The organism is Leptothoe sp. EHU-05/26/07-4, assembly GCF_043421015.1.
GTDB lineage: Bacteria > Cyanobacteriota > Cyanobacteriia > Phormidesmidales > Phormidesmidaceae > Leptothoe > Leptothoe turfae.
Map to the genome: position 1 here is coordinate 1 of NZ_JAXSQV010000001.1, position 22,284 is coordinate 22,284.

Sequence of the window (22,284 nt, forward strand, 5' to 3'; positions counted from 1 at the left end):
GCGCGTTTAGCTTAAAATGCTTTCGCTGGTCGATCCAATCCGTAGTGTGATTATTGATTCATCAACGTTAATAGGTGATGCCCTAAATGCTTTGAGAGTCGTGACGGGGCAGATGACCTAGTTTGTTGGGTACTATGTAAATTGATCTAGCGGGACTGAGCAATAGTTTTTGATGATTCGAAATGGGCGCTAATTTATTTGTAGTAGGTTATAGCGAGAGCGGGGCGCTCTATTGACAGAGGTTGACGCTCTTTTTTGGCATAGTAGCCATAGGTAGACGTGAAAATTCTTTGCCGTTGGATATTACTTGGGGTGATTGAGCTCCTGGTGTGTCTTTTCTTGATAGCGACGATCGCACCTCAATTTCTAAACTCCAACTATCCTTTCTTGGGAGTATTGATCTGGTTAGTTGTGTTGGGTTTACTAAGTTTATCGGTGGGCGCTGTAATTATGCGCTGGATAGATGCCCGTATAGCTCGTCGGTTGTTTGTTCACCACTTTCCGGAGTATTACCAGTTAACTTGGATAGATTTTATCGGCACGACATCGCTTAACGTTCGTCGAGACATTGAGACATTTTCAATACTGAGTGTTGAACCTGATGCCTACCGTTTTCAGCTCTCCGCTTCGGATTTACTTAGGCAATATCAAAAATGAGATTCAAAACGTTTCTGAAATTAGTTGCTTCCTTAGGGGTGTTGGGAGCAGTAACATCAAGCTGTGGAGTTGTTCCAGGCACTAGTATAAGTACGGTAGAACCCGGCTATGCAGGTCTAAAGATTCGCCTCTATGGTGGTGACAAAGGTATTGAAAATGCCCGTTTAGTCAATGGCCGTGTTTGGTATAACGGCTATACGGAAAATGTGGTGGTATTTCCCACATTTATCAATACTTATCCATTTACACGGGATGCTACAGAGGGGTCTCCCAATGATGAATCGGTGATTTTTTCTGTAGGGGGTAGTCCTGTCTCAGCGGATGTAGGCGTGTCCTTTGGGTTTACAACTGAACAAGTTACTGAAGGGGCTCCTAAAACAAAGCTTCATGAGTTTTATGAAACCTATCGTAAGACTCCCAATGAGTTTCGTGCTAGTGAGTTACGTAATGGGTTGCGTAACTGTTTTGGCAAGTCTGCTGAAGACTTGCAGTTGACGCCCTCAATGCTGCCAACGAACCAGCAAAAGCTTGTAGATGCCGTACGTACCTGTACTCAAGAGCGTTTCCCATTCATTGTTGTACAGGATGTTTCTTTGTTGGGACCATTACGTTTACCTGAGGAGATTCAGGCCAGTATTGATGAACAGTTTGCAGCTCAGCAAGCGGCTCAAACGGCTGAGTTTAATCGTCGTAAGGTAGAGGCTGAAGCGGAGGCCAATGTGGCTCGTGCAAAGGGTGAATCCCAGGTACTTATTGAGGAGGCAAAAGCGGAGGCGGAAGCGAATCGTTTACGGGCTGGTTCAGTCACCCCCCAGCTATTGGAATTAGAGCGCCTACGTAACGAGCGGGCCCGTGTGCAGAAGTGGAATGGCCAGCAGGCCCCTGTGGTTCAGACGCCCAATGTGCAGCTAGGGGCTGCGCCCGCAGCTGACGGTCAATAACCTGTGTGAACAGAGATATTTTCAACCGAGATTGCCTACCGACGACACTGATAAATGGAGCATCAACTTTAGCCAGGAAATTTTAGCGAGGTGGAGAATCGGGCGTCAGGATCTGGCACCACACTGGCTCCCGATTCCTGATGCCTGACCACTTTTGCTAGGGAGATCAGTTGAGTTTTACGCCAATGGGCATCTGCTTTGCGATTGGTGCGAACTTCTAGGACCTGTAAGGGTGGATAGTTGTTAATGGCAAGATTTTTGATGTATTGAATCAGCTGTTCCCAAGTATTGATAAGCGTGTGCTGAACGCCATAGGCACAACACAGGTTTGCGATATCAACTGTTTGGGGGGCGGCGAAGTACTGCTCAAAGGGAGGTTCAAAATCGGCAATGGGGAGCATTTCAAAGATGCCTCCGCCTTGATTATTAATCAGGATAACGGTGAGCGATCCGTTTATGTGGCGAGCGTTTAACAGGCCGTTAGTGTCGTGGAGAAAGGCGAGATCGCCAGTGAGTAAGAGACTATTTTGGTTGTTATGGGCAATACCCATGGCAGTGGATAGGGTACCGTCGATGCCATTTGCCCCGCGGCTAAAGTAGGGTTGAATATGGCGATCGTTGGGTTGCCAAAAGGATTCCATATCGCGGATAGGCATGCTATTGGCGATGATCAGGGGTGTCCCTTCTGGCAGATACTGGGATAGTATCCAGGAGATTTTTCCTTCAAAGGGCGTTTGAATTGTTTGGAGTGTTTGAGAGATGTGTTGTTCGAGGGTGCGATCGCAATTAATCCATGTTTGGCAATATTGGTTAGTTTGGCTGTCACACTTTTCAGCGTACTTCGCCGTAGCAATTAATTCTCCTAAACACTCTACGGAAATTTCCAGCCGTTGGGTTCTACCGTGAAGAGGATCCACATTTAGGGCATAAGGCGATACCTGATAAGTGTAAGGCTGTTGTTGCCGTAGCCATTGACGTAACACTTTACTGGTTGGCAAGGGGCCTAGCTGGATAACTTTTTCAGGGATTAGCTTCTCCCCATGATGGCGCAACAAAGTATCATAGGTACTAACCAGGTAAGGATTTAGGGATTGGTAGTTACGCAGGGGAGAAAGACTCTCTGCAAGCACTGGCCAACCGAGTGTCTGAGATAACTGAGCAACGGCACGGCAGTAGGCTTCAGGATTTTGTGGCAGTGCTGGTCCAGCAACAATGATGCCCCGATTGTTGTTAACCCAACTGTCTAACAATGTTTTGGGAAGAACATTGGTCGTAACCTGTCCCAGGATAGGAGGTGAAACAGCTTCAAAAAAGCTGTTTTCCTCAATATTGAGGTCTAGGGTTTCACTTAAGGGAGCAAGGGGATTTTGAAAGGGACAGTTGAGCTGGATTGGACCTGGAATAGGGTATAACACCTTCACCCACGTTTGAACTATGGTTTGCCGAGCATAGTTCAGGAGACCGATGTTGGGGATAGCCATTTCGGTATAGCTATTAACAAAATCACCAAATAATTTTTGCTGATCAATAGTTTGCCCTGATGCACAGGCACGCATTTCTGGAGGGCGATCGGCAGTCAACAGGATTAAAGGAACATGACTTTCTTTGGCTTCAATTACGGCAGGATAAAAGTTCGCGCCGGCTGTTCCTGATGTACATACGAGGGCCACAGGTTGGTGCGATCGCTTAGCACGGCCCAGGGCAAAGAAGGATGCCGAACGCTCGTCTAGAATTGGCAGAGTTTCGATTTTAGGATGGCGAACCAATGCGACGGTCAGTGGTGTAGAGCGAGAGCCTGGACAAATAATCGCGGTGGTTAACCCAAGTCGACTAAGGGTTTCTACAATGACCGATGCCCACAGGGTGTTTGTATTACGATAGTCTAATGTATTCACACCAAAGCCCCTAGCAGTGCTTGTAATTTAAGCTTAACTTCGGCTAGTTCACTACGCGGACTTGACTGTGAAACAATTCCAGCTCCTGCAAATAATCTTGCCTGGCGACCTTGAATTAAAGCAGAACGAATACCCACAACAAATTCACTGTTGCCTTTTGCATCAATCCAGCCAATGGGAGATGCATAAAGCCCTCGATCAAAGGATTCTGTTGTCTTGAGTAGTTGACTGGCACTAGGTCTAGGTAACCCGGCTACAGCAGGAGTAGGATGTAGTGTTTTAACTAAAGTTAGGGGTTTAATATCATGGGGGAGAGATGCCTGGATGGGAGTGTGTAAATGTTGAATGTTGGCTAAGCGGAGTATTTCTGGAGAGACTGCAAACTGAGGATTCAGGCCTAATTTGATTAGTTGCTCTATAATAAATTCGACAACAACCTGATGTTCATAACGCTCCTTCGGGTTGTTGAGCAATTGTTCAGCGATGAGCTGATCACTGTTAAGAGTGTCTCCTCGAGGTGCAGAACCTGCTAGGGCATCAGTTGTCAGCTGTTTACCGTTCACTGATGTCGTGATACTCAATAATCTTTCTGGGCTGGCACCTATAAAAACGGGCCCTTCGCCGTTGCTGAATGAAAAGATGCAGCAATCACTATAGGCTATACCTAAGGTTTTCAGAGAGGCTGGGATATTAAAAGGACTGGCTGATAATACATCTAAAGCATCAGCAAGGACTACTTTGTGGAGCGTAGATCGTTTCAGGGCAGGGAGTACACTGCCCACCATCTGTTCGAAGTTGCCTACATCTCTGATCACCTTTGGGGTTTGTAAGGTCCTAGAGGACGTTGTGAAGGTTGTATGGGAAGTCTTTTCTGCTGCTGTTTCAATTGCCTGGATCTGTTGTCTAATGTCATCAACTACACGAGTGATATTGACAGCATCGTCGATGAGATAGTTTAAGCTGGCGGTTGTTTGTCCATTACGCTGAAGAATTTGTATCTGTGGGACGAATACCTGAGCTGGATCAAAGAGACCATGGGCTTGCTCAAAAAAGGTAAATCCACAAAGGAAATAGGGTTGAATAATCGGCCCACTCTGGTTTGATGAAAGAATGCGACGTTTCCAGACGTCTACAAACTGTTGCATACGCTCAAACCGATCAGGCCCAGCAGCTTGCTGAGCAACAGTTATGCCTAATCCTAGAAGGGTATATTGAGGGGTGGAGTAGTAAAAATGTATTGGGTATGTTTTTTCTAGCTGTTGTAGAACTAGCCACGGTTCAATGGAGCTAATGGGAACTGTAAAGTTAGCTAGCTTCGCATGCTGACTATAGGTTGCTTGTCGCTGGCAATCTGACAAGAAGCCATAAATTTCTTTACACCTTTTGAATAGATCAGACTGATACGGCGCAACGGTCATAAATTAATATTGAACAGTGTAATTTTAAGGGAATGAAATATTTCTACAGGTAACATATTTTTAGGCGCATGGGCTAGCTTGCCAATTGACATGTAAAGAGTCATGAATCCTTGTGAGGAATACTAGCCAAGCATTGAATTTAGTGCTTCTACCCTAAGGGAAAACCTTTGTAGGCTTAGGTCTCTGGAAAACTTTGCGTTTCAATAGATTGCTTGTTGCTATGCATATCTCCAAAGGAGAGGCTGCACCAATAGCAGTTTGCTGCGCACATAGTTATAAGCAATAGCAAAACGTGCTACGTACATGAAGATAGGGATGCAGCTCAATAATCAATGACTCTCGTTTCTAGGCAATGGGAATTTCATCTTTTGGTCGGCCAAGAGATGCTGGAAGAGAGTTGAGATGTTAAAGCATACTCCTTTTCTTAGAAAAGTGCTTAGCAGGTAAGAAAATCAGAGCTTTGGTAAGAGTCTCGACTGATCCTTAAGACTCTCGGTGTTAGCTTCTAATGCAAGATTAGTAATGGTTGCCGGATTTGCGATGGTGAACAGCCGTCTTAGCATTGTTGTCGAGGACCTGGCCGCTATCAATTGTGGCATAGACAACCCAGTGGTCTCCACAGTCCATACGATGTTTGACGGTACATTCTAGATACGCGATCGCATCTTTGAGAATGTAAGCGCCATTATCGGCAACTTCAATATCAATACCCTCAAAGCGGTTTTCACCGGGGGTGAAGGACTTGAGAAATTGTTTCATGGGACCTAGATGCTTGCCTTCACCCAAGATATTGAGCACAAAAGGATTGCCTGGATAGATCAATGTTTCGATGGCGCGCTCCTTGGCGACAGCAACGGTGAAACCAGGCGGTGTAAATGTCGCTTGGGCAACCCATGAAGCCAGCATGGCGCTGGCAACTTCACTTTGTTTAGCCGTCATGACACATAGGGAGCCGACTAACCTACCAACGGCCTTTTCAACGTTGCTTGCGGGGGTACGGGGTGCTTTTGCACGTTTTGCTTTTTTCAAAGCTTGGGCAAAGTCGGTACCCGCTTCTTCGCAATACTTGAGGGTGACTTCGTCCGGTTTAAATTTGACACGGATGGGATCAAAGCCAAAACTATAGCCGCCATCCCGTAATTTACTTTCAAGGAGGTCGATGGCTTCGCCACTCCAGCCGTAGGAGCCAAATACACCGGCTAGTTTATTTTTAGAGGCCGTGGAGAGCAGCAAACCCAGTGCTGTTTGAATTTGGGTCGGTGCATGACCACCGAGGGTGGGAGAACCAATGATAAACCCGGCACAGGTTTCGGCTGCGGTTTTGATGTCACTTTGGGGAGCCTGTTCAGCATTGATAGATTCAACTGCGACACCCGCCTTAGTGATGCCTCGGGCAATGGCTTGACCAATGGTGGCAGTGTTACCGTAGGCCGACGCATAAATTAAAGCAACACTAAGGGTTTGTTGCTTTTGCTGGGCACACCATTGTTGATACTGGTGGGTGAGTTCATGGATGCCATACTTCACCATGGGGCCATGACCAGCTCCATAAAGGTGGGCTGGAAACTCACTAAGCTTTTCCAGAGCGGTGGCAACCTGTTTAGCGTTAGGGGCCATCACTGTATCAAAGTAGTAACGACGATCGTTTAACAAATCTTCCCAGCGGAGATCGTAGGCGTCATCATTACAAATATGGGCGCTAAAAAATTTATCGGTATAAAGGGTGCAACTGGCAGGATCGTAGGTAGTCAGTCCGTCAGGCCAACGGGGGGTGGGCACTGGCATAAATTGCAGCTTATGGTCCTGACCGAGATCGAGAACCTCGTCGGCATTCTTGATAACAAATAAAGGGTTTTGTAGGGACAGCTCCGCTGCTTTGATGGCGATCGCACCTGGATTAGAACAAACAATTGTTACCTGGGGGGCTTCATTAACCAGGTGTTGTAAGGTTTCCAATCGGTTGGGATTAATGTGACCCAGGATAATGTAATCAAGTTGGTCGAGGGCAACGTGCGATCGCAACGCGTCTAAAAAGATAGTGGTAAATGAGCCCCCCGGAGGATCGATTAATGCGATTTGATCAGCATTAATCAAATAAGAGTTAGCCGTTGTTCCCTTTTCGAGCGCATACTCAATTTCAAAACGCAGTCGATTCCAACTGCGGGAGCGCAGGGCCAGTGTATTCGTTGCGATGGGCAATACCTGAACATCTCTCTGCTTGGTCTCGGTCATAGTACGCCTCGCTATCCCCAGTGATGAGTCTGAGGGACTAATCAACTCATCAGTAAATGATTCTTAATCTATCTTAAAGGTATCTACCACTCACCACTATTGATTCCTTTAATAGCAATCTGCCTTAAGTTACATGATAGTTATCATCTGCCCCTATAGAGCGACTCCATGAAGCGATCTCAAGCCATTAATCATCCTGAGTTGGGGCAGCAGCGTTTCTGGTACTGGCGAGGATGGCGTATTCGCTACACCTACATTCGCCCCCATGAACTGGAGGCCCAACAGCGGACGCCGATGCTATTGGTTCACGGCTTTGGGGCCAATTTGGAACAGTGGCGCTCCAATTTACAGCTATGGGGCCAACAGCGACCGATATACGCTCTGGACCTTCTAGGATTTGGTCATTCCCAGAAGGCGGCAGCGGTTCTAGGGGCGGAGGTGTGGCAGGAGCAAGTCTACGATTTTTGGCAAATGCTCATGGGGCAACCCGTAATTTTGATGGGACATTCCCTGGGAGCTTTGGTGGCTCTGACGGCAGCTGCTCGGCATCCAGACATGGTAGAGAGGCTGATTTTGCTCACACTGCCACTGGCCCGTCAGGAACTCGTATCTGGGTGGGCAGACCGTCTATCACGGGGCGTGGAGGGGCTATTTTCAACGCCATTACTATTGCGTCCTTTATTTGCACTAGTGCGTCAGCCTTATTTTATTCGCCGGGTGCTCACTAACATTTATCAGCAGCCTGAGCGAGTAGATGATGAACTTGTGGAGATATTTACGCGACCTACCTTGGAACGCGGTGCAGCCCGTACACTTTGTTACTTAGTGAAATCTCGCACTAAAGCAGAGTTTAGTGATGTTACCGCTGATTTAATTCAGCAGGTAGCTGCCCCAATTCTCCTGCTATGGGGTTCGAAGGATAATATCTTACCGACGGCGTGGGCGAAGCAAATCCTGGCGGCAAATCCAGACATCAGCTATCGAGCCATTGATGATGTTGGCCACTGCTTGTATGACGAGGTGCCTGAAGTCCTTGATAGGACCATCCAGGCCTGGTTCAATCATTTGGCGGATGTGGAGGCTAATTAAAGCGGGAACGCAGGCCCCGTGCTCGGTCGGTTTTTCATATGCTGACGTTGGCGTAGTCGACGAATAGCGGCTGCTCGGCGTTGAATTGGCGATTTATTTTGATCCAACTCGATGACGTTTTCTTTGTTGGATACTTCTTGTGTCTTGGGTACGCGATTGAGGCAGAGTTCTAAATTGCTGTAGTGGGCATCTAATTGGAGGGCACGCTGCACTTCATCAATGCGTTTGAATCGCTCTGATAAGTCAGTGGTCAGCATTTTAGCCAGTAATCGTTCAAAGGATGTACTGATGTTGACAGAGCGCTGCCAGCTGATTTCTTGGGTATTGGGATCGATGTCAAATTCTAAAGGTGATTTACCTGTCAGTAGATATAAACAAGTAACACCTAGGGCATAAATATCGCTGCTATAGGTGGGACGTAGTGCCAATTGCTCAGGTGGAGCAAACCCCATGGTGCCCACAAAATGTGTCGTAGGACTCGCGGCATGGTCCCCAGGGTCATCATCATAATGAAGACATTCACGTACGGCCCCAAAGTCTAGCAGTACCAAACGATTGTCATCTCTACTGCGAATGATATTAGGGGGTTTGATATCCCGATGGATCACTCGATTTCGATGGATGTAGCGGATTGCTGGCAGCACTTCGATGAGGAACTGCTTAACGGCAGGTTCCTTTTGAGCACCGTTTTTGCGAACTTCGCGACTCAGGGTATCTCCATGCACATACTCTTGTACTAGAAAAAACTCCCCCTTAAAGGTGAAGTAATCCAGCAGCATTGGTAATTGAGAATGGCTGCCTAACCGTCCGAGAATTCTAGCCTCACGGCGAAATCGTTGCTTAGCTCGCTCTAGGGCAATGGGATGGCTGACTTTTGGAAATAGCTGTTTGATCACACAGAGTGGTGAACCTGGCAGCATGCGATCGCGCGCTAGATGGGTGACCCCAAAACCACCGCGCCCCAAAATGCGCACAACCTCATAACGCTCCCGAAAAAGCTGACCTGAATCACACAGCTTTTTACTAAGGCGAGGATCTTGACGACCTGGGGAATTGGATTCAGACATGAGCGAAATGAAGCGGACGATTACTAGCCGCGGTTAAGAAGGGCTCAATTGGATAAACCATGATGCTAGCAATAGTCTCTCATCAATTGAGTGTCCGCAGTCACGGTCATTGATAATAATTATTATGGCCTATTGGTTGAAGGATTGTAATCGGTGGGTTGGCTATCTACGTCAAAACTTAGCGGGTTTGCGTAGCTTTGGGTAACCAAAATTCAAATGTGCTGCCCCGATTGACTTCACTACTGACATAAATTTCGCCACCCTGTAGTTCGACTAGACGTTTGCAGATGGCGAGGCCAATACCGGTACCACCAGAACCACGACTGCGGGAGCGGTCGGCGCGCCAAAAACGTTCAAAAACATGGGGTAAGTCAGCAGCAGCGATGCCTATGCCAGTATCCTGGACCGCGAGCCAAACCTGACTTTCATTTTGCCAGGTTTTGACAGTAATTTGCCCAATTTCGGTATATTTCAGAGCATTGCTCAGTAAATTAACGAGAACCTGTTCGGTACGGGCGGGGTCAGCTTCAACGGCGGGTAAATCAGGAGTCGTATCTACGACAATTTGCGGTTTGTCTGATGCTAGCTGCTGATCGAGGAAACGCTGGGTGACCTGCTCCGTCAGGGCTGTCAGATCGGTGGATTGCCGTTGAATGGGTAGATACCCTGCCTCTAGTTTCGAGAGTTCTTGTAAATCTTCGACGAGACGTTGCAGACGTTGGGTTTCACCCATGAGCTTTGCATAGGTTTTAGGGGTGGCAGGCAGTTTTTGATCGCTCAGGGCTTCCAGGTAGCCCCGGAGGATGGTGAGCGGTGTCCGCAATTCATGGGATAAATCGCTGACTAAGTCCCGTCGCTGTTGCTCTACTTGTTCCAGTTCGCTAGCCATGCGGTTAAAGCTATGGCCAAGCTGATGGAGTTCTGGGATATCGGATGGAGGAACGCGGGCTGCCCAGTCTCCAGCGGCAAATCGTTGGGTAATTCCCTCCATCCGCGTCAGTGGACGAATAATACGTCGCGATAGCAAATAACTAATACCACCAGCGGCTCCTCCTCCTAAGAGAACTGACCAGACCATCCCCCGAGCCCAAGCATCGGTGAAACTTTCTAAAATTTGGCCGCGCACCTGCTGAATACGAATCCCCCGGCCTTCTAAACGCTCAAGCGTCACCACAAAGTATCGGGGAGTGGACAGACGGCTGACACCGGCCAAAGCGATGATTGCAACTGCCATGACAATCAGGTGGGACAGCAGCAATCTGGTGCGTAAGCTAATGTTTGTTGGGACTTTGGCCATGGACTAAAGGCTATGGGGAATTTTGGGTTTTGAATTTTGAATTGAGCCTTGAACTCAAAACTTAAAATTCAAAATTAAGAACGTTCATGGTTATCTTCAAACCGGTAACCGACACCGACAACGGTTTTGATGAATGTAGGCTGAGCCGGGTTCGGTTCAATTTTTTTACGGAGACGGGCAATGTGGGTATCGACTACCCGCTCATCGCCAAAAAAATTGTCTCCCCAGAGCTTTTCGATGAGTTGTGATCGGTTCCAAACGCGACCAGGGTAGCTCAAAAATGTGGCGAGCAAGTCAAACTCTAGCGGTGTGAGGTCAAGGGCAATGGAGTCTGAAGTTTGCTCTGAATCTTGGTACAGTGCAGAGCGCTGATCAAAGTCAATGGCAAAGTGGGCGGTTCGATAGGTGTGGCTGGCAGGTGCCCCACGCAGACTACGGCGTAATAAGGCTCTTACCCGCGCAACTAACTCGCGGGGACTAAAGGGTTTGACCATGTAGTCATCGGCTCCAGTGGATAGGCCGATGATGCGATCCAACTCTTCCCCTTTGGCTGTCAACATTAAGATGTAGGGATCTTTGGTGCCAGGTGTTTGACGGATGCGGGCGCATACTTCTAGGCCGTCTAATCCGGGAATCATTAAATCCAAGATGATTAGGTCTGGTTGAAAAATAGGGAAACGTTCAAGGGCCGCTGTGCCGCTGCTACAGATTTCGGTGGTGAAGCTCTCATTGGTTAAGTACAGCTGAATCAGGTCAGCAATGTCAGTTTCGTCTTCAACGATTAGAACGTTCATGGGGTAATCGATGGAGCCATCAATGATATTAGGATTCTACAAATGGATGCTGAACAAAGAAGAAAAGGGCTTGCGAAAACGTAAACAATAGGCCACTATTCAATAGCTTTAATACCCCCTTGCCCCTCTGAGCCCAAGGAAATTATGGGGGTAAGCTAAGGCCTAATGATTGCATCATAGATGCGTTGTGAATAGTTGTTTATTAGGGCACTTGTCCTGTTGGTTAACTTTGTGGAGGCGTAGAGCATGAGTCTAGCGTCGGCGTTTACTCTAAGTCGCCTATCGGCTGATTTGACTTACGATTTAAGTCGCTCACCGGAGGTCCCTGAAGCAGTTGCGATACAGTGTGCTGTTAGCCGAGGCAAGCTTATGGTGCTGGTGGAAAGCCCTAATGTGGACACAGTGCCTGTCAACTATGTCTTTGCGGAGGTAGAAACCTCGATCCGCCATCGGTTGGAGATTGATGGGTTGCCTGTTGAAGCAGAGCATCTGGGTGCAACGGGAGACCCCATTCCAATTAAAGTCTATTTAAAGCAGCCATTTATGGCGAAACCCATTGCGGTGCATCGGTTTAATTGGCTCTTGCAAGATAGTTCAGGTCCCATATTGTTGGATGATGTGGTGCTTGACGATCAGGTGTTTGAACCTTTGTTGAACAATCAGCCGGAAATAGCTTCTGAGAGCCTGTTTGAGGAGGATGACGGAGAGGATGAGGCAACGGGTGATCTATCAGAGGAAGAGTTTTTATCTGGAGAAGAATTATTATTTGGTGAAGAACTGCCCCCCATGGAGGGGGACCTGCCGGTCGATGAGCCATCAGTCGATGAACTCTTAAATTTGGATGGGTTTTACGAGAAGTCTCCAGAAGATATCTCAGAGGATGTGGGAGAAGCGGCGTCAGTCGCTGTGAATGAAACACCTGAGACTGTTGCGGATGCGCCTGCGGTGAGTCGTGGTTTGATGGCGGCGGGTATTGGCATGGCAGCTGTATTTGGCGCTTTGGGGTACGGGTTAAGTCGACCCTGTGTGATGGCTGGATGCGATCGCATCCAGCAAGCCCAAGCCTTAGGAGATGCTGCCTTAATCGCTTTGCAGGATCAGCCGACTCCGCAAACTGTACTGGATATGGGGGACCAGCTGAATACCGCTGTGAATACCCTCAAGCCAATTCCCCCATGGTCAAGGCATCATGCCAGTGCGCAAGCGTTATTGGATGACTATCAGGGTGAGGCTGACCTGCTTAATGCAGTGGCTGCCGCCCAGGAAAATGCCCTGACCGCTGCCAAGGAAAGTCAAAATCCACCCCACCCCATTGCCCATTGGGAAAGCATTGCAGAACGCTGGCGTGCAACCATTGCCCAGCTAGAGGAGATTCCTGCCGGAAGCCCTATCTATGAGGTGTTTGTTTCACCAAAGTTGCAGGAATACCGCAATAACTTAACTACGATTGAAGGACGGGTGACGTCGGAGCAGCAGGCAGAAGAAAACTTGAATCAGGCACAGCTGACGGCCTCTTTAGCTAAGGACCAAGCGGAAATTGCCAATACAATGTCTGCTTGGAAAACGGCGTTAGACTCTTGGAATAAATCTGTTAAACAACTAAAACAGATTCCCAGAGGCACCATGGCCCATGGGGAGGCGAATGAGCTGTTAACTAATTATGAGACTGATTTAGCCAAGGTGCGTACCCGCTATCAACAGGAGCAGGCTGCCGACCAGTTTTACAACGAAGCTGTGCGCTATGCAGCTACGGCCCGTCAATATGAATCAGAGGAACAGTGGACCCTCGCTATGCTGGGCTGGCGCGATGCGATTACCCAGGTTAAGGGGGTGCCGGTGGGCACGTCACGCTATGCCGATGGTCAGACCCTTTTAAAAAACTATGAACCGGCGCTGTCTCAGGCTCAGGAAAATCTGCGTTTAGCCCTTCGATTCGATAAGGCTAAAGAGGATTTCTCTAGTATTTGTAAGCCCACGTTTTGTCAGTTTGGGATGAAGCGGGGGGCAGTACAGCTCAAATTAGCCAAAGATTATGATGCATTGGCAGATTTCTCCATTGCCGATCCGAATAATCGTGTGAGTGTACCGGCCTCTGATCAGATGATTGTTGAAGTCAACCAGCTGTTGCAAGAGGTGATCAATATTGGCAAGCGCACCCAGCTACCGATTGAACTGTATGGTGCCGACGGCGGTTTTATCGCTCGGTTTAGCCCTGAGTTAGAAGGCTATGTCAAAACGTTAGTGGTGAAATAAGACTTACACTGCTTCATCTAACCAGGGTGTTTCCAGGGGTAACACCTGAGCCTGTTCTGAAGGCATCGCTTGACGGAAGGACTGATAATAATCCTTGCAAGACTCTTCAAAGGCAGTGCGCAGGGTAACCAGGGGCTGCTCGTCATGGTCGACCCGCAGATCAAGATGAGGGTAGCGGTCTCGATCTATAACGTACATTGCCGCAAATTGTCGTCACCTGAGTATACCCGTTGCCGAGCAAGTACAGATTGATGCCATGATCAATCATCTCCTTAGCGTTCAGATCCTTCATGAACAATTTATTGCTGCAGATGTGCCTAAAATTGCCCAGGAGCGAGCCCGCACTCTGGGTTGGCAAGTAGCAACAGTCACAGCTTAGGATGCATAGATAAATAATGACCTATCGGTTTCAGTTTCAAGTCATTTGGGATAATTGGGATTTGTTATTGGCAGGAGTGGGCCTCACCCTGCAGCTGTCAGCTTTGGCCATTGTTTTAGGGTTAATGGTAGGGATAGTTGGTGCCCTTTGCCGTACCTCTGACAATCGTTATTTTGGTATGTTAGCAGCTGCCTATGTGGAGACCATTCGCAATACGCCCTTCCTGGTGCAACTGCTGTTTATTTTCTTTGGTATTTCTAGCTTGGGGCCACGGTTGGGCAGCAGTCAGGCCGCTTTGCTGGCGCTTACCATTAATTTTGGAGCCTACTCCACCGAGATCATTCGATCCGGCATTCAGTCCATTGAGCAAAGCCAGATTGAGGCAGGTATGTCCCTTGGGTTAAACAGATGGCAGATTTTTCGTCTGGTGATCCTTAAGCCCGCCATTGCCAATATTTACCCGGCACTCACCAGCCAAATGGTGTTGCTATTGCTACTAACTAGTGTAGTGTCGCAAATTTCAGCTAAAGAGCTCACGTTTATGGGAAATTTTTTGCGATCGCGCACCTTCCGAGACTTTGAAGTATACTTTGCCCTGGCTCTGATTTATGTAGTGCTGGCCCTCAGCTTTAAACTCGTCGCTCAGCTCTGTCACCGTCGCCTTTTCACCTTCACCCGCTACATTTGAGGGATTACATGAGAGATTTTAGTCACCTAGATATTGTCTTTGCTCTATTATGGGCCGCCCGCTGGACGTTGCTGTTATCCACCATTGCGTTTATTTGTGGAGGAGTAGCTGGTTTCCTCCTTATGCTGATGAGAATCTCTCCATTTCGCCCTCTTAAGGGCATCAGCTGGGTCTATCTAGAAATTGTTCAGGGCACACCCCTGCTCATTCAATTTTTACTGGCGTTCTTTGGCATCAGCATCTTGGGCATTGACATTAGTCCTTGGATGTCTGCAACGCTTGCCCTAACTACCTTTACCAGTGCCTTCCTGGGAGACATCTGGCGCGGCTCGGTGGAGTCGATTCCCTCTGGCCAGTGGGAGGCATCCAAGGCATTAAGTATGAATTACTGTCAACAGTTAGGGTTAGTGATTTTGCCCCAGGCTGTCCGTCGCTCCATTGCTCCCACTGTAGGTTTTCTAGCACAGGTGATCAAAGGAACCTCTCTCGCTTCTGCCATTGGCTTTGTTGAACTGGCCCGTTCAGCTACCAATATTACAAATGTGACCTTCGAACCCTTTTTTGTATATTTGGTTACTGCCATTGTTTACTTCGGCATTTGTTTTCCAATTTCTGTTGCCAGCCGAAAACTAGAGAAATCCTTAGCATACTGAGATAAAAAAGTAACCCAGGATACAGTGATTGCTATTCAGCCTGCTACGGTGGGCCTATCGTACATTCCTTAGCCCCATAAGGATTTGAGTGAGGATTCTTTAATCATGGGTTTTTCTATCCCAAGACGGTGGCTGCAAACCATCTCCATTGCAGTGATCGCCTGTGTGTTTTCGTTGGTTGCTGTAGCCTGTGCTGGTGGTGGTAACTCCCCCAGTGTGACAGCTCAGGACGATGCTGCTGTTGTTTCCAGTCTGGACCGCATCATTGAAGCAGGGACAATTAAAATTGCGGTACCCCAAGATTTTGCCCCCTTTGGTTCTGTGGATGCTAGCGGTAATCTGGAAGGCTATGACATCGATGTGGCCAACTTGATTGCTGAAGATTTGGGCGTTGAGCTAGAGCTGGTGCCAGTGACCAGTGATAACCGGATTCCCTTTTTACAAACAAATAAGGTGGATTTAGTCATCTCCAGTATGGGAGCTAATCCTGAGCGGGCTAAGTCTATTTTCTTCTCCATTCCCTATGCTCCATTTTTCTCTGGAATTTACGGCTCATCGGAGATTTCTGGTGTGGGTGAATTTGACGATTTAGGTGGTTATAAGGTCGGGGTGACCCAGGGGACTTTAGAGGATCTGGAACTGACCGATGCGGTGGGCGATGATGTACAGATAGAGCGCTTTGCTGACAACAGCCTGACAGCATCGTCCTTGATTTCTGGTCAGGTGGATATGATTGCCACAGGTAATGTGGTTGCATCTGAGCTATCAAAGAACAACCCCGACAAGACTATTGAGGGCAAATTTATCATCAAAGAATCCCCCGCTCACATCGGCCTACGTCGTGGTGAGGTTGACTTACTCCAATGGGTGAACACATTTGTCTATCACAAGCGTTTAGGTGGTCAATTAGATGACTTTTCCCAGAAATGGTTAGGAGAGCCGTTGCCTGCTTTACCTGCGTTCTAGGGAATTCATCGCTTTTGTAACAAGTCAGTCATAAAAACACCGGTTGCTGAGTACAGTATTCTTCAGCAACCGGTATTTTCTTGATGTTGTTGTATGGAAAAATCCGAAATATAATTCTGAAGGTCTGTAGATAACAATGGCTCTTCAGGTGATCGTAACTATGCTTAGTAGACCTAACATGCCTGTGCATTGGATGCGGCGAGGGGTGATAGTGACAGTGGTTGCGATCGCAACCATTCTATTCTCTCATCTTAGTGTGTTACCATCCTGGGCTCAAACGGGGTATCCCACAGCCAGCGATCCATACCTCAACGACTATGCTCAATTGATGCGCCCAGAGGATGCGATCAGCATTCGGCAATCGTTGGCAAACCTGGAGGCTAACCATGGCATTGAAGCTACGGTTGTTACCCTTAATTCAATTCAGGACTATGGGACTGGGGACAGTACGATTGAGTCGTTTGCTACCAACTTATTTAATACCTGGGGCATTGGTGATGCCGAAAAGAATAATGGCATTCTGACGTTGGTGGCTGTGAATGATCGAAAAGTAAGGATAGAAGTGGGTTCTGGCTACGGCACGTCTCTGGACTCTGCAATGAAGTCAGTGATTGATGAGTACATGGTGCCGCGCTTTAAGCAAGACGACTACAGTGGTGGAATTTTGCAGGGGACTGAAGCAATTATCCGGCGTGTAACTCAGCCTGAGGAGACAACAACAACATCATCACCAGCGGCAGCATCTCGGTCAAGTAGCCCTGTCGTCAGCCGTGACACTGCGCCTTCTTACGATGGCCATGGCAATCATAAGAACTGGTTAGTGGGGGGTGGTCTGACTGGTTTGGGTGGTGTTGGTTTGATAATGAGGCAATTTTTACGCTACCGTCGTCGTCGTTGTCCGGACTGTGGTGCTGATATGGTGCGTCTGGATGAGAACAGTGACAATCAGTATTTGGATCAAGGGCAAAATGTGGAGGAACAACTAGGTTCTGTTGATTATGATGTTTGGCAATGCCCTAGCTGTCAAAGCCATAATATTAATCGCTATGGTAGTTTGTTGTCTCAGTATAAAACCTGTAGAGGGTGTCATTACAAAACTCTTTTATCTAGGCGAGATATAATTCGCCCAGCCACTTATTCCTCTTCAGGAACTGCTCGGGTAACTGAGACATGTCAGCATTGTTCTTATGAGAATACCTACACAGTGACGATTCCCAGAAAGCAAAAGTCAAGTAGCAGTAGCTCGTTTGGAGGAGGTTCTTCTTCAGGAGGAGGGGGAGGTCGTTCTTCAGGGGGTGGAGCCAGTGGGAGCTGGTAATCACCAGTAGGAGCTGGTAATAAAACGTCGCAAGTTGCCTAAAACAGGTTTGTATGGTCCAAGTTGGCTTTATTAAAGCTTTATCAATATTGGAGCATTTATGAAATCAGTCTTGTGGACTGGCATCATGTAAGCCTCAAGCTTCAAAATGGTAGTGAAAATACTGAATTGATGTAAACTTTTTCGATTTTTATATCCGTAATATATGGGCAAAATGAATTGCGTAAAGCTTTACTCCAGTAAGATTTTTAACAATACATAGCGCTCAGTTCATACACCCTGCCTCATTAGTTTCCTGCTGATCTTTGTATAGAGTTGATAACAATCAAATTTTGACTCAAGGAATAGGTTTATGAGACCAATACGCCAGGGAGATGTCATTCTATTGCCAACCTCACATGTTCTTGGTGATGAACTGCCCCATCTTACCTTGCTAGAAGGCATGTCTACGGGGCATTCACATCGCATCAGTAAAGGCATTGCTACTTTATTTTCCCACCAGGGGGAACTTTATCTCAAGGTCCGCTCTAAGGTGGCGATTTTGTCCCATGATGAACATCGGCCCTTAAAAGTTCACTACGGTAATTGGAAGATATATGTTCAAAGGGAGTATGTCCCACGCAAAAATGGTGCCTTTTCATCCCAACTCAACCAAGAGTTTATTACTGAAGAAAATGCCGATCAAGAATTTCTAAAGAAAATTGTTGATAGTGTGAGAGCTAGCTCTAAGCAGCAATTGATGGCTGATGTGCTGGGATATAGAGACAAGCAATATAGCACTAGAGATGTTAATACATCTTCAGCAGTTACACCCTCTTCCCAAACGACATCCAAACGTCAACGTAAAACTACCTCAAAGAAAGCTGGAAAGCGAAAATCTTTAAGTAATTGGAAGTATGTGGTCGATTAATCCCTGTTCTGAGTGTAGATAAAACGCACATTTTAGAGGGTAGCAGATGTTTTGGAAACAACCGACTCACCTAATATCAGAACAACTTAAGAAGGCATCACAGATAGAGAAAAAATGGGAATCCCATATCTTTCCCGAAAAAGCGATTGATCCAAAACATGCAACTGAGGCGATTACGACAGCCTATGCAGCTGTAGGCCTACCGTTACCTCAAGTTGTTTTTTGTGAGAGTCCTTATGCTGCCCTGGGACATATCCTTGAAAACCTGGTTGGAGACTTGGAGCAACAGCTGATTGAAAGAGTTGAAATATATCTCAATCAATGTGGCCCCGATCTAAATAGCCAACTTGCCCAGTTTTTGGTGCATAACTTAGGCATTTCATTAAGAAAACAGAGCAGTGAGACCTTAGGAAAACCACAAAGCGATCTCCTGAAAAAACTGCGGCAACCACTGATTGATCGGCCAGAACGCCGTTTGTCTGTGGACAAATTATCTTTAATCAAACAGAGGCTTTCTAATCCGCCCTTAAAACATTCTTTGACTGACTTAGTAGAAAAACAAATTGGGCGGCTTCATATGCAAATGGTGGCTTGCTTGGTGCGTAAACTACGCCATCGTATCAATGATAAGTCGGTATTTTCTCAGCTGAAACGGTTAGAGATCTTGTTACAACATCAACAATTTAGCCGCTTTGTGCATCGTTTGGGTAAGCAACTCAGCCAATATATTGCTTACGATCAGTGTATTTATCCAGAGCTATGGGCGGTTCAGGCAGTTTGGTGGGACTTTTGTATCAATATACTAAATTGTAAATACGACTCTGAGAAATGGTCTGCTTTTCACGGTTTAACCACCCGTTGTGGTTGGGTTTTACCTTATGAAAAAGTTTGCTTTGTTTGTAGTCGTCCTATTAAGCTCTCCTTTGATGTAAATGAGCGTCTTCATGGAGAAGGAGAGTTTTCTGTTTTATATGAAGATGGGTATGGTCTTTACTTTCACCATGGGGTCGCTCTGCCTAAAAAATATGGACAGGTTAAACCTGAAAACTGGGTTGCAGAATGGGTATTGAAGGAAAACAATGCTGAACTACGGCGAATTTTAATTCAGGGTATTGGGTACGAGCGTATTTGTAAGGAACTAAATGCTTCGGAGGTGGATTCCTGGCAAGAGTATACCCTACTTAAATTAAACGAGTTGGTTGATGATATTGATGGTCAATCTATTTCTTTATTGAAGATGATTTGCCCCAGTACTAACTTTATTCATACTATTCGTGTGCCTCCTAACTTACAGTCGGCAAGGGAAGCGATTCGGTGGGTGAATTGGGGAATTTATCCTGAACAGTTTGAACAACAGTCTTAATAATCCGGTAAAGTACTGGCATGTGGATGATTCAGGCTACTGATGTTATGCGAGTCATCGGGATTATTTGGGAGAACTAGGGGTGTTACCAATTGCTCCCTCTAGGTCCCAGGCCCTGCCTGGACCGATTTCCAGAGGCTCTGCCTCTAGTATTCGTGGCGGAGCCACCAGTAGAGCTGCCCAGGCAGAGCCTGGAGGCGAGTAATTATGTCCTGGCGGAAAAAAAAACAGACTACCCGAAAACCGAAGCTGTTGAGACGGTTCCCAAGATTGGCCCTGCGGCGCTTAGTAGAGCGACAGTAACCTGGATTATAGTTCCAGGAACCACCCCGCAGTATGCGTAGAGATGAATCATCACCAGTAACCCAAGCGTTACCATTCGTCGGTGCTCCAGTATAGCTATCATGCCAGTGGTCCAGGCACCACTCCCACACGTTGCCGTGCATATCATAGAGACCAAATGCGTTTGCGATCGCAAAGCTGCCTACATCGCTTGTCTCCTGACGATACTTTTCTCGTGAAGCACTACCATAGCTATAACTCCAATAATAAGTGCTCCCATCATAGTTGGCTAACTCTGTAGTGATTGCTAGCCCAAAATGGAACGGTGTTGTGGTTTCAGCCCGACATGCATACTCCCATTGAGCTTCGCTGGGCAGCATATATTCTTTCTCTGTCTTTTTTGACAACCGCTTACAAAACTCCTCAGCATCCTGCCAAGACACGCATTCGACCGGTCGCTTTACTCCTTTGAAGTGTGCCGGGTCGCTCTCTAAATCTCGCTCAACTTTTTTGAGTCTTGCCACCGCCTGCCATTGCTCCTGAGTGATCGCAAATTTCCCCATCCAAAACTCAGGCACTGTCACCTTATGTTGCGGGTACTCATATCCACTCGCACCTGGTTCTCCTTCGGCAGCTCCCATCATAAACGTGCCACTTGGGATGTGCACCATTTCTAACGTAATATCATTACCCAAGTCTTCGGCAAAGCATTCCGCCTTACTTTGTTTAGTTTCAATGACATTTCCTTTGTTATTTACTTTTACTATCTTGAAAGAAAATTTAGGATGCTTTAGCTTCTGTTGTTGTTGTTGTTGTTGATATTTTTGAGCCAATAAGTCTGATACAGGCTTCTTATTAGGTAGCGTAGACGATTCAACTGGTAGCTGTTTGTGAGGCTGTTGCTTCAACCAGTGGCCTAGAATCTTATTCTCCACCAACTGCACATCGTCATCTCGTAAATTGAGCAGTTGCTTAGATTCCTCTAATTCCTTGATAGCATCGTTATCAAGGGGATAGCCATAGTCCTTTTCTGCTTTTAAGCAATCAGCGTATTTAGCTAAACTCTTAGTTTTTTCCCTGTAGGGCTTAAGAAATTCTTCTTGTATCGCTTCGGTAACTTCATTTGTCAAACCTAATTGTTCTTTCAACAAAGTCAAATTATGAAAAGCTGTAGGACGAATAACGTCTGCCAGTGTCCAATAATTACCGTTAAGGGCAAATTCATTCAATGTAATATTGCGTATATTTTTTATTTTGGTTTGTACCTGCTTGCGATAGCGCTGTGAGTTATCCAACTGCACTCTGGCAATAACAATCTCTTCTCCTTGCTTTGCGTTAAAAATTGTAGGCTCCATTGCCGGAGCTGCGGCTTTTACCTGGATTTGCACATAGCTATGCAAATCTCTGATACAGATTAGTTCTTGTCCGTCGGGAGCAGCACCACCAGTCTTTAAACCCTCCACTAAGTAGCGGGTATACACTGATAGGTCTTCACCTTCTTGCTCTAGAGCATATTTAGTCGATGTAGATGCTGTCAAGACGCACCAACCTTTTCCACCTAGCTGAGTTTCTACATCAATACTGCTATCATCCATGCCCAAAAAGCCCTTGGCAAAGGCTGCCCCAAAGCAACAGTCGAGGATGACTACCTTTCGTTGAGCCAAGGAATTACCAATAACACCTTTCACAAAGTCTGCTGAAACAGCAGTGCCCGGGTTGAGGGTGCCGCTTTCAAACAGCTGAGTCTGAGCCGTAGATAGGTAAAATTTACCGGTCATATCCTTGATGCCATGACCGGTAAAGTAAAAAAGCACTAGATCATTTTTGGATAGCTGGCCAAATACCTCACCAATGCGGGCCTGTATCGTCCCCACATCCGGATTAATCAGCGGTACTACTTCGTCAAAGCCGCCAATATCAGGATTTCTCAGTAGCACTTGCATCGTCTTCACACCATTGGCTGGACATCGCAGTGGCTTCAGCCCATTGCCATACTCCCCAACACCAATCAGCAATGCAATTTTCTTAGCCATTCACCCAGCAATTAGCAGCACCTTATAGTTCTTTCAGCCCTAAGTCAGT

The 22,284-nt window shown here is 46.9% G+C and carries 19 protein-coding genes; 11 read left to right on the forward strand and 8 right to left on the reverse strand.

Features of this window, described 5'->3' with window-relative positions; all coding sequences use genetic code 11:
- Nucleotides 1-279 precede the first annotated feature (279 nt).
- Nucleotides 280-657, forward strand: coding sequence for a hypothetical protein (locus U2F10_RS00005; protein WP_163659098.1), 378 nt, complete (start codon nt 280-282; stop codon nt 655-657).
- On the forward strand, nt 654-1,598 hold the full coding sequence (locus tag U2F10_RS00010; RefSeq protein WP_163659097.1) for an SPFH domain-containing protein: 945 nt from the start codon (nt 654-656) through the stop codon (nt 1,596-1,598). Before U2F10_RS00005 ends, U2F10_RS00010 begins: the two co-directional genes overlap by 4 nt.
- 68 nt (nt 1,599-1,666) lie before the next feature.
- Here the strand turns inward: U2F10_RS00010 and menD are convergent, their stop codons facing one another.
- The 3 genes from menD to U2F10_RS00025 form a co-directional block, all read right to left on the reverse strand.
- Nucleotides 1,667-3,493, reverse strand: a complete 1,827-nt coding sequence (gene menD, locus U2F10_RS00015; RefSeq protein ID WP_163659096.1) for a 2-succinyl-5-enolpyruvyl-6-hydroxy-3-cyclohexene-1-carboxylic-acid synthase — start codon at nt 3,491-3,493, stop codon at nt 1,667-1,669.
- Nucleotides 3,490-4,911, reverse strand: coding sequence for an isochorismate synthase (locus U2F10_RS00020; RefSeq protein WP_163659095.1), 1,422 nt, complete (start codon nt 4,909-4,911; stop codon nt 3,490-3,492). The genes menD and U2F10_RS00020 overlap by 4 nt, the downstream gene beginning before the upstream one ends.
- 516 nt (nt 4,912-5,427) lie before the next feature.
- Nucleotides 5,428-7,143 carry a diflavin flavoprotein gene (locus U2F10_RS00025; protein ID WP_163659094.1) on the reverse strand — a complete coding sequence of 572 codons (1,716 nt, stop codon included), beginning with the start codon at nt 7,141-7,143 and terminating at the stop codon, nt 5,428-5,430.
- A 168-nt stretch (nt 7,144-7,311) separates the two neighbouring features.
- Here U2F10_RS00025 and U2F10_RS00030 point away from each other — a divergent pair, with 168 nt between their 5' ends.
- On the forward strand, nt 7,312-8,232 hold the full coding sequence (locus U2F10_RS00030) for an alpha/beta fold hydrolase (protein WP_163659093.1): 921 nt from the start codon (nt 7,312-7,314) through the stop codon (nt 8,230-8,232).
- On the opposite strand, the gene U2F10_RS00035 is transcribed toward U2F10_RS00030, so the two are convergent.
- From U2F10_RS00035 to U2F10_RS00045, 3 genes are all read right to left on the reverse strand, one after another.
- On the reverse strand, nt 8,229-9,299 hold the full coding sequence (locus tag U2F10_RS00035) for a serine/threonine-protein kinase (protein WP_163659092.1): 1,071 nt from the start codon (nt 9,297-9,299) through the stop codon (nt 8,229-8,231). The two genes, U2F10_RS00030 and U2F10_RS00035, sit on opposite strands and share 4 nt — an antisense overlap.
- Nucleotides 9,300-9,477: 178 nt before the next feature.
- Entirely contained in the window at nt 9,478-10,596 is a 1,119-nt protein-coding gene (locus U2F10_RS00040) for a sensor histidine kinase (protein WP_163659091.1), read from the reverse strand.
- A gap of 74 nt (nt 10,597-10,670) precedes the next feature.
- Nucleotides 10,671-11,390: a winged helix-turn-helix domain-containing protein gene (locus tag U2F10_RS00045; RefSeq protein WP_499870096.1), complete on the reverse strand. Its 720-nt coding sequence runs from the start codon at nt 11,388-11,390 to the stop codon at nt 10,671-10,673.
- Nucleotides 11,391-11,636: 246 nt separating this feature from the next.
- Between U2F10_RS00045 and U2F10_RS00050 the strand changes: the two genes are divergently transcribed.
- Nucleotides 11,637-13,643: a hypothetical protein gene (locus U2F10_RS00050; protein ID WP_163659089.1), complete on the forward strand. Its 2,007-nt coding sequence runs from the start codon at nt 11,637-11,639 to the stop codon at nt 13,641-13,643.
- 3 nt (nt 13,644-13,646) lie between these two features.
- On the opposite strand, the gene U2F10_RS00055 is transcribed toward U2F10_RS00050, so the two are convergent.
- Nucleotides 13,647-13,841, reverse strand: a complete 195-nt coding sequence (locus U2F10_RS00055) for a hypothetical protein (RefSeq protein WP_163659088.1) — start codon at nt 13,839-13,841, stop codon at nt 13,647-13,649.
- A 58-nt stretch (nt 13,842-13,899) separates the two neighbouring features.
- Between U2F10_RS00055 and U2F10_RS00060 the strand changes: the two genes are divergently transcribed.
- The 7 genes from U2F10_RS00060 to U2F10_RS00090 all read left to right on the forward strand — a co-directional run bounded on the left by U2F10_RS00060 (nt 13,900) and on the right by U2F10_RS00090 (nt 19,920).
- Nucleotides 13,900-14,022 carry a hypothetical protein gene (locus U2F10_RS00060; RefSeq protein WP_284681684.1) on the forward strand — a complete coding sequence of 41 codons (123 nt, stop codon included), beginning with the start codon at nt 13,900-13,902 and terminating at the stop codon, nt 14,020-14,022.
- Nucleotides 14,023-14,038: 16 nt separating this feature from the next.
- Complete coding sequence (locus tag U2F10_RS00065) at nt 14,039-14,710, forward strand: amino acid ABC transporter permease (protein ID WP_163659087.1); 672 nt, start codon at nt 14,039-14,041, stop codon at nt 14,708-14,710.
- 8 nt (nt 14,711-14,718) lie between these two features.
- Nucleotides 14,719-15,363, forward strand: coding sequence for an amino acid ABC transporter permease (locus tag U2F10_RS00070; protein ID WP_163699919.1), 645 nt, complete (start codon nt 14,719-14,721; stop codon nt 15,361-15,363).
- Between the two features lie 105 nt (nt 15,364-15,468).
- Nucleotides 15,469-16,329 (forward strand): transporter substrate-binding domain-containing protein, encoded by an 861-nt coding sequence (locus U2F10_RS00075; protein ID WP_250564624.1) that lies wholly within the window; start codon nt 15,469-15,471, stop codon nt 16,327-16,329.
- A 178-nt stretch (nt 16,330-16,507) separates the two neighbouring features.
- Nucleotides 16,508-17,647 carry a TPM domain-containing protein gene (locus U2F10_RS00080; protein WP_499870097.1) on the forward strand — a complete coding sequence of 380 codons (1,140 nt, stop codon included), beginning with the start codon at nt 16,508-16,510 and terminating at the stop codon, nt 17,645-17,647.
- A 352-nt stretch (nt 17,648-17,999) separates the two neighbouring features.
- The gene (locus U2F10_RS00085; protein WP_499061338.1) at nt 18,000-18,557 is read left to right on the forward strand and encodes a DUF8820 family protein; all 558 of its coding nucleotides are present in this window, start codon (nt 18,000-18,002) and stop codon (nt 18,555-18,557) included.
- 46 nt (nt 18,558-18,603) lie between these two features.
- A complete protein-coding gene (locus tag U2F10_RS00090; protein WP_499870099.1) occupies nt 18,604-19,920 on the forward strand; it encodes a DUF6745 domain-containing protein in 1,317 nt (438 codons plus the stop codon).
- A gap of 146 nt (nt 19,921-20,066) precedes the next feature.
- On the opposite strand, the gene U2F10_RS00095 is transcribed toward U2F10_RS00090, so the two are convergent.
- Nucleotides 20,067-22,235 carry a caspase, EACC1-associated type gene (locus tag U2F10_RS00095; protein ID WP_499870101.1) on the reverse strand — a complete coding sequence of 723 codons (2,169 nt, stop codon included), beginning with the start codon at nt 22,233-22,235 and terminating at the stop codon, nt 20,067-20,069.
- Nucleotides 22,236-22,284 lie beyond the last annotated feature (49 nt).

What these genes read in the sequence shown, in the direction of transcription:
- U2F10_RS00010 (WP_163659097.1), top strand. Translation starts at nt 654, where the DNA reads ATGAGATTCAAAACGTTTCTGAAATTAGTTGCTTCCTTAGGGGTGTTG.
- U2F10_RS00020 (WP_163659095.1), bottom strand. Translation starts at nt 4,911, where the DNA reads ATGACCGTTGCGCCGTATCAGTCTGATCTATTCAAAAGGTGTAAAGAA.
- U2F10_RS00025 (WP_163659094.1), bottom strand. Translation starts at nt 7,143, where the DNA reads ATGACCGAGACCAAGCAGAGAGATGTTCAGGTATTGCCCATCGCAACG.
- U2F10_RS00030 (WP_163659093.1), top strand. Translation starts at nt 7,312, where the DNA reads ATGAAGCGATCTCAAGCCATTAATCATCCTGAGTTGGGGCAGCAGCGT.
- U2F10_RS00035 (WP_163659092.1), bottom strand. Translation starts at nt 9,299, where the DNA reads ATGTCTGAATCCAATTCCCCAGGTCGTCAAGATCCTCGCCTTAGTAAA.
- U2F10_RS00040 (WP_163659091.1), bottom strand. Translation starts at nt 10,596, where the DNA reads ATGGCCAAAGTCCCAACAAACATTAGCTTACGCACCAGATTGCTGCTG.
- U2F10_RS00045 (WP_499870096.1), bottom strand. Translation starts at nt 11,390, where the DNA reads ATGAACGTTCTAATCGTTGAAGACGAAACTGACATTGCTGACCTGATT.
- U2F10_RS00050 (WP_163659089.1), top strand. Translation starts at nt 11,637, where the DNA reads ATGAGTCTAGCGTCGGCGTTTACTCTAAGTCGCCTATCGGCTGATTTG.
- U2F10_RS00055 (WP_163659088.1), bottom strand. Translation starts at nt 13,841, where the DNA reads ATGTACGTTATAGATCGAGACCGCTACCCTCATCTTGATCTGCGGGTC.
- U2F10_RS00060 (WP_284681684.1), top strand. Translation starts at nt 13,900, where the DNA reads ATGATCAATCATCTCCTTAGCGTTCAGATCCTTCATGAACAATTTATT.
- U2F10_RS00065 (WP_163659087.1), top strand. Translation starts at nt 14,039, where the DNA reads ATGACCTATCGGTTTCAGTTTCAAGTCATTTGGGATAATTGGGATTTG.
- U2F10_RS00070 (WP_163699919.1), top strand. Translation starts at nt 14,719, where the DNA reads ATGAGAGATTTTAGTCACCTAGATATTGTCTTTGCTCTATTATGGGCC.
- U2F10_RS00075 (WP_250564624.1), top strand. Translation starts at nt 15,469, where the DNA reads ATGGGTTTTTCTATCCCAAGACGGTGGCTGCAAACCATCTCCATTGCA.
- U2F10_RS00080 (WP_499870097.1), top strand. Translation starts at nt 16,508, where the DNA reads ATGCCTGTGCATTGGATGCGGCGAGGGGTGATAGTGACAGTGGTTGCG.
- U2F10_RS00085 (WP_499061338.1), top strand. Translation starts at nt 18,000, where the DNA reads ATGAGACCAATACGCCAGGGAGATGTCATTCTATTGCCAACCTCACAT.
- U2F10_RS00090 (WP_499870099.1), top strand. Translation starts at nt 18,604, where the DNA reads ATGTTTTGGAAACAACCGACTCACCTAATATCAGAACAACTTAAGAAG.
- U2F10_RS00095 (WP_499870101.1), bottom strand. Translation starts at nt 22,235, where the DNA reads ATGGCTAAGAAAATTGCATTGCTGATTGGTGTTGGGGAGTATGGCAAT.